The sequence below is a fragment of the Vibrio splendidus genome, assembly GCF_002873455.1.
Taxonomy (GTDB): Bacteria; Pseudomonadota; Gammaproteobacteria; order Enterobacterales; family Vibrionaceae; genus Vibrio; species Vibrio splendidus_J.
In genome coordinates this window covers 50,654-56,875 of sequence record NZ_MCUN01000015.1, presented here as the reverse complement: position 1 = coordinate 56,875, position 6,222 = coordinate 50,654, and the positions used below count along the sequence as shown (strand labels likewise).

6 protein-coding genes are annotated in these 6,222 nt (G+C 43.4%); all 6 read right to left on the bottom strand.

The annotated features are described in order from the left end of the window. Positions 1 to 313: 313 nt before the first annotated feature. Positions 314 to 1,027 carry an NAD(P)H-flavin reductase gene (gene fre, locus BCU75_RS15205; protein WP_076675891.1) on the bottom strand — a complete coding sequence of 238 codons (714 nt, stop codon included), beginning with the start codon at positions 1,025 to 1,027 and terminating at the stop codon, positions 314 to 316. 20 nt (positions 1,028 to 1,047) lie between these two features. After that, positions 1,048 to 1,317 (bottom strand): 2Fe-2S iron-sulfur cluster-binding protein, encoded by a 270-nt coding sequence (locus BCU75_RS15200; RefSeq protein ID WP_076675893.1) that lies wholly within the window; start codon positions 1,315 to 1,317, stop codon positions 1,048 to 1,050. Further along, positions 1,314 to 3,155: a 4-hydroxy-3-polyprenylbenzoate decarboxylase gene (gene ubiD / locus BCU75_RS15195; protein ID WP_076675895.1), complete on the bottom strand. Its 1,842-nt coding sequence runs from the start codon at positions 3,153 to 3,155 to the stop codon at positions 1,314 to 1,316. The genes BCU75_RS15200 and ubiD overlap by 4 nt, the downstream gene beginning before the upstream one ends. A gap of 98 nt (positions 3,156 to 3,253) precedes the next feature. Further along, on the bottom strand, positions 3,254 to 4,249 hold the full coding sequence (locus BCU75_RS15190) for a hypothetical protein (RefSeq protein ID WP_102474341.1): 996 nt from the start codon (positions 4,247 to 4,249) through the stop codon (positions 3,254 to 3,256). A gap of 110 nt (positions 4,250 to 4,359) precedes the next feature. Then, the gene (gene rho, locus BCU75_RS15185; RefSeq protein ID WP_010440702.1) at positions 4,360 to 5,619 is read right to left on the bottom strand and encodes a transcription termination factor Rho; all 1,260 of its coding nucleotides are present in this window, start codon (positions 5,617 to 5,619) and stop codon (positions 4,360 to 4,362) included. Positions 5,620 to 5,818: 199 nt separating this feature from the next. Beyond that, positions 5,819 to 6,145, bottom strand: a complete 327-nt coding sequence (gene trxA / locus BCU75_RS15180; protein ID WP_004736635.1) for a thioredoxin TrxA — start codon at positions 6,143 to 6,145, stop codon at positions 5,819 to 5,821. Between the last annotated feature and the right edge of the window lie 77 nt (positions 6,146 to 6,222).

Here is a 6,222-nt window from a genome sequence, read left to right as displayed (position 1 = left end):
AAAGAGCTTCACTTATTGAGCGTTCCTTTTAAGTAAGGAGCCTCTCTAAGTGGACGGCCATTCTAGCGAATTAACATTCAGTGTCAAACACTTTTTGAAAATTAATTTCTTGTCGCTTTCCGTCTGACTGATTGTTGCTGAAGCCTTGTGGCGTCTGCTGTCTCAGTGGTGTCGCATTATAGGGAACCCACTCAGCTTAGCAACTACTTTTTCATAAAAAATGAATAAATAGGGGTTAACTGCCTAATAGTTCACCTAAACAGAAAAAAGAGAACATTTCTGCTCTCTTTTCGTTCAAAATCCAAAAGAATTCTTAGATAAATGCGTAAGCATCTGCGTACATATGGTCACGCTTTGCTTCTTTATTCTGAATAAACATGTCTCTTGCAGCGCCTGCCATTTCGAAACGACCCGCAATGTAGATATCGAAATCAGCTAATGATTCGAAACTTTGCGTGATTGCTTCTAATACATTACCCGTTTGACCGTGCCAAACTTCAGGTGCTTCTTCTACTACTGGTACAAAATGCACATTGCTGTGTTTTTCTGCAATGTCGACAAGTTCTTCTTTCGCATACAGCTGACACTCATCTTTTGCACCCCAGTATAGATGAATCTCTTTTTTACTGTTCTGCGCGATGCAGTGATCGAGAATAGAACGCACGTAGCTAAAGCCAGTACCACCAGCAATGAGCAACAGAGGACGATCGCTTTCTTCTTTAACCCACGCATCACCGTGTGGAGCATCAATAGCTATCTCGCCATCTTCAGCTTGCGCTTTCTGCATTGCCTCAACCACTTCTGAAGCGTAAGCATTGTGCTCAGCTGCACCAATGTGTAACTCAAGCTCGCCTTCATGGCGACAAGGGCTACTTGCAATCGAAAATGGACGCTTATCTTTCTCGCCCATTTCAACCATCAGATATTGGCCCGCTTTAAAAGCGACCGGTGTTTCTGGGTGAAGTAGGATTTGGTAAGTATTACAAGCCAAAGGCTCGATAGACTTCACTTTACATTTAATAGTCATGCTCTTCCTCTCGCTAACCCTTAATTGGCAAAGGTTAGAACTAAATTACTTTCTGCAAATGCTTGGCAAGCAAAAATCCAACCTTGTTGCTGCTCTTTCTCTGTAAGCATGGGTTCAAGGTGGTAACTCACTTGGCCTTCTAATTTTTTGCACATACACATAGCGCATGCACCAACTTGGCAGCGGTTTGGAAAATTGATATTGCTGTTGAGCGCAGCATCCAAAACCGTTTGCCCTTTTTCTACGGTAAAACTGATATTTTCTGGGTATAAGATTACTTGGAAGCTCATGAGATTCCTAGTTGTTCCCAAATGCTATCAATCTTTCTAACAACATCTAGATCCTTGGTGATTGGAACACCCCACTCACGTAGGCACTCACCTTCAAACTTGTTCGTCGCATCTAGACCCATTTTTGAATGTCCAGTTTGGTTTTTCAGGAATAACGTATCTCTCGCCGGATCCATTCTTGTAGTCACCGCCCAGATAATGTCATTCCAGTCACTAACGTTAACGTCACTATCACACACGATGACAAACTTGTTCTCATCGAACTGAGACCAAACCGCTTCAATGATTTTCTTACCATTACCTGCAGCTTGCTTATCGATAGACACAACGACCATGCTCGCATTGTCATTCTGTAAGTGAATATCAATAATTTCAGGGAAGGTTTCGGTTAACTCAGCTAGGCAACCTTCAATATGCTGACTATCTATGGGTAAAGATTTAGCATCAGGTGATAATGCCAGTTCCGCATCCCACTTCTTAGTAATGTCTAAACCCATTTTTGAACCTAAACCTACCACTGGCGATGCAAAGTCTAGTGAATCGATAGGTGTGTTCTCTATCATCAAGCTATCACGAGACGGATCCATATGTTCACTCATGGCAGCGGTCACTTGAGACCAATCTCGTGCATTCACATCTTCATCGCACACTAGTACAAATTTGGTGTACATGAATTGGCGTAAGAAAGACCATACACCCATCATCACTCGCTTAGCGTGACCTGGGTATTGCTTCTTCATGGTCACTACTGCCATTCGGTATGAACAACCTTCAGGCGGTAGATAGAAATCTTCAATCTCTGGGAACTGCTTTTGAAGAATAGGAACAAACACTTCATTTAGCGCAACACCCAGTACCGCAGGCTCATCAGGTGGGCGGCCAGTATAGGTGCTGTGATAAATAGGATTCTCACGCATGGTTACATGAGTAATAGTGAACACATGATGCTTTTCTTTCTCGTTGTAATAACCAGTATGATCTCCGTAAGGCCCTTCGTCCGCGAATTCTTTCGGATCGATGTAACCTTCCATCACGATTTCCGCACTTGCAGGGACTTCTAAGTCGTTGCTGACTGACTTAACGACCTCTGTTTTACTACCACGTAGTAAGCCTGCAAATGCGTATTCCGATAAAGTATCCGGCACTGGCGTAACCGCACCAAGAATGGTGGCAGGATCTGCTCCAAATGCTACAGAGACCGGAAATGGTTTACCTGGGTTGGTTTCCATCCAATCACGCAGGTCAAGTGCCCCACCACGGTGGGCTAACCAACGCATAATAACTTTATTCTTACCGATCTTTTGCTGACGATAGATGCCTAAGTTCTGGCGTTTCTTATTAGGGCCGCGAGTAACCGTTAAACCCCATGTTAGCAATGGCGCGACATCGTCGGCCCAACAGCTCATCACAGGAATTTTATCTAAGTCGACGTCATCCCCCTGCCACACCACTTGCTGGCATGCCGCTTTACGAAGACGTTTAGCTGGCATATTTAAGACTTGTTTAAACACCGGCAGTTTATCGAGAGCGTCTTTAAAGCCTTTTGGTGGCTCAGGTTCCTTTAGATAAGCTAACAACTTACCCACTTCACGCAGTTCTTTCACTTCCTGACGACCCATACCAATAGCAACACGGTTAGGTGTACCAAATAGATTGGTTAAAACAGGCATCTCATAGCCTATTGGATTTTCAAACAGAAGAGCCGGGCCACCAGCACGTAGAGTACGGTCGCTAATCTCGGTCATTTCATAGTCTGGATCGACTGGGTGAGAAATGCGTTTCAACTGACCAATACTTTCAAGATGGTCGATAAAATCACGTAAATCTTTAAAACTCATAGGACTTCTACATGCTGATTATTCTGCACTCAGTATATCAAAAAGGGTGACGCTGAGATCCCCCTTTTTAGTGTGGTTATTGAGAGACAAAATCCACTTTACGGTAATGCTTGCTCGATCAAAGAGCTCTTCACCTGAGGGTTATCATTCACAAGATCTTGCAACCATCGCGTATGACCTTGTTTGGCTAATTCACGGGCGACTAATGGCGCTTCATCGGCAATCGCCATCCTAGAGACAAGGAATTGCTTCACCTCTTCAGGTAGCGGGTTAACCTTGGTAAGTAAAGTAATCGCTTCATCTTTCAAACGAGGATTCTTAGTCGATGCCATTACTTGTTTAAGTGCGAACTCTTGTTTGGTTTCAGCAAGGCGTACTAGCTCAGCTTGGCTATGATAATCAGCCTTCATTCGCCATAGAATCTTGTAGACTTCAGGGTCTTCACTGACCTGTGCCAGTCGAACCACCACCTCAGTAGAAGGGAGCCAACTAACAATAGAGGATGCCGTGAGTTGCTTAGTCAGATAATCAACCGCTTCAGGAGACAAACTGTCTAGCTCTCTGATTAACAGTGCTTCTCGCGTTTGAACTTGATGCTCAGGGCCAGATAGCCACTCTTTTAGATCGAGTTCTTGTTTCTCTGCATCTAACACAAACACCAAGGTCGTTTGGTCTTGGTGCCACTGTTTGATTAATCGATTAGCAATCGAAGGGTAATTAAAGGCAGGTACCGTAAACTCATAGCCATCACCACGCTCTAAAACTTGGTAAGTCGGCGTGAGAGCAAGTTGTTGCTCGATGAAGATAGACATCTTGGGAGTGAGTGCGATTTTTTGTTGCTCAATCTTCTTCAAGAGTTGGTAACGAGCCACCTCTTGTTGAGGAAATGTCAGACGTTCAAGCGCAAAGCGCAACGAATTAACTTCGTCACGCACGACAAGCTCGAGTAATTCAGCAGTTTTCAGTTTTACTTGATCATTCTCAAGCCAAGACTCTACTGTAAGTGGAGACATCTCGGCAGCATAGCTCATGCCAACCGGGGAAAATAACAGTGAAGTAGACAGGAGTAATGATGACAACAGTCCATGTTGCATTTTAACTTCCTTTTAACACTTTTGCTCATTCTGCAAGCTGCCGCTATAAAATGCAAATAAAAAGCGCCACCCGAAGGCAGCGCTTATTAATTATAATCAGCTAATCAAAATTACTGACGACGCATTGCGTCAAAGAACTCATCGTTCGTTTTAGTCATTGCTAACTTGTCGATAAGGAATTCCATTGCGTCGATTTCGCCCATTGGGTGAACAATCTTACGCAGAATCCACATCTTCTGTAGTTCATCGTTCTTGGTAAGAAGCTCTTCACGACGAGTTCCTGAGCGGTTGAAATCAATCGCTGGGAAGACGCGTTTTTCAGCAATCTTACGGTTAAGGTGCAGTTCCATGTTACCTGTACCTTTAAATTCTTCGTAGATAACTTCATCCATCTTAGAACCAGTATCAACCAGTGCTGTTGCGATGATAGTTAAGCTACCGCCTTCTTCTACGTTACGTGCTGCACCGAAGAAACGCTTTGGACGATGTAGAGCATTCGCGTCAACACCACCAGTAAGAACTTTACCTGATGAAGGGATCACAGTGTTGTAAGCACGAGCTAGACGAGTAATAGAATCCAACAGGATTACCACATCTTTCTTATGTTCAACAAGACGCTTCGCTTTCTCGATTACCATTTCTGCTACTTGTACGTGGCGAGATGCTGGTTCATCAAACGTCGATGCGATTACTTCGCCTTTAACTAGGCGCTGCATTTCTGTTACTTCCTCGGGACGCTCATCGATAAGTAGAACCATTAGTTCACACTCAGGATGGTTACGAGCAATGCTTTGAGCAATATTTTGCAGAAGCATTGTCTTACCCGCTTTTGGCGGAGCAACAATCAGACCACGCTGACCTTTACCAATTGGAGAAGCAAGATCAAGAATACGAGCAGTGATATCTTCAGTTGCACCATTACCCGCTTCCATCACCATACGTTCGTTGGCATGAAGAGGAGTAAGGTTTTCAAAAAGGATTTTGTTACGTGCGTTATCTGGCTTGTCGTAGTTAACCGTGTTTACTTTAAGTAGTGCAAAGTAACGCTCGCCATCTTTAGGTGGACGGATTTTGCCGCCAATAGAATCACCTGTGCGAAGGTTAAAACGACGAATCTGGCTTGGTGATACATAAATATCATCTGGCCCAGCAAGGTATGAGCTGTCGCCGCTACGCAGGAAACCAAAACCGTCTTGAAGAATTTCTAGAACACCATCACCAAAGATGTCTTCACCACTTTTTGCATGCGCTTTAAGGATGGAGAAGATAATGTCTTGTTTTCTTAGACGAGCTTGATTTTCAAGACCTAGGCTTTCGCTAAGTTTAACAAGTTCAGACACAGGTCTGTTCTTCAGTTCAGTAAGATTCATAGTGGTGGAAGTTTGTTTAGTCAAAATAGGATCTGTTTTCTTAAGTTAAGAAGGATTTGGTCACAGGCTCGACCAAGAAGAGAATTTGTTCAATTAACGTGCGATAAATTAGCACTAAAACTAAGACTAGTCCATAGCTTAGAAAAAACAAAACCGCGCATTTGTTAACTGCGCGGTTTCTTTTCAAATGCTGACCTGATTATAGGTTAGCGTCTAAGAACTCTTTAAGTTGAGTTTTAGACAATGCACCAACTTTAGTTGCTGCTACGCCGCCATCTTTGAAAAGAAGCAGCGTTGGAATGCCACGAATACCAAATTTTGGTGGAGTTCCAGCATTTTGGTCGATATTTAATTTACCGATTGTGAGCTTGCCTTCGTACTCGTTTGCGATTTCATCAAGAATCGGCGCAATCATTTTACATGGACCACACCATTCTGCCCAAAAATCAACAAGAACAGGGCCTGCAGCATTGATTACATCGTTATCAAAACCGTCATCAGTTAGCTGCAAAATCTTATCACTCATCTTCCACTCCAATGTATTTTTTAGAACTGGTTGGATGATAACCAGTAAATAGATGCCCTATTGGAATGTATTTACTT

Coding starts and splice junctions, on each gene's coding strand:
- BCU75_RS15200 (WP_076675893.1), bottom strand. CDS start 1,317: ATGAGCTTCCAAGTAATCTTATACCCAGAAAATATCAGTTTTACCGTA.
- ubiD (WP_076675895.1), bottom strand. CDS start 3,155: ATGAGTTTTAAAGATTTACGTGATTTTATCGACCATCTTGAAAGTATT.
- rho (WP_010440702.1), bottom strand. CDS start 5,619: ATGAATCTTACTGAACTGAAGAACAGACCTGTGTCTGAACTTGTTAAA.
- fre (WP_076675891.1), bottom strand. CDS start 1,027: ATGACTATTAAATGTAAAGTGAAGTCTATCGAGCCTTTGGCTTGTAAT.
- BCU75_RS15190 (WP_102474341.1), bottom strand. CDS start 4,249: ATGCAACATGGACTGTTGTCATCATTACTCCTGTCTACTTCACTGTTA.
- trxA (WP_004736635.1), bottom strand. CDS start 6,145: ATGAGTGATAAGATTTTGCAGCTAACTGATGACGGTTTTGATAACGAT.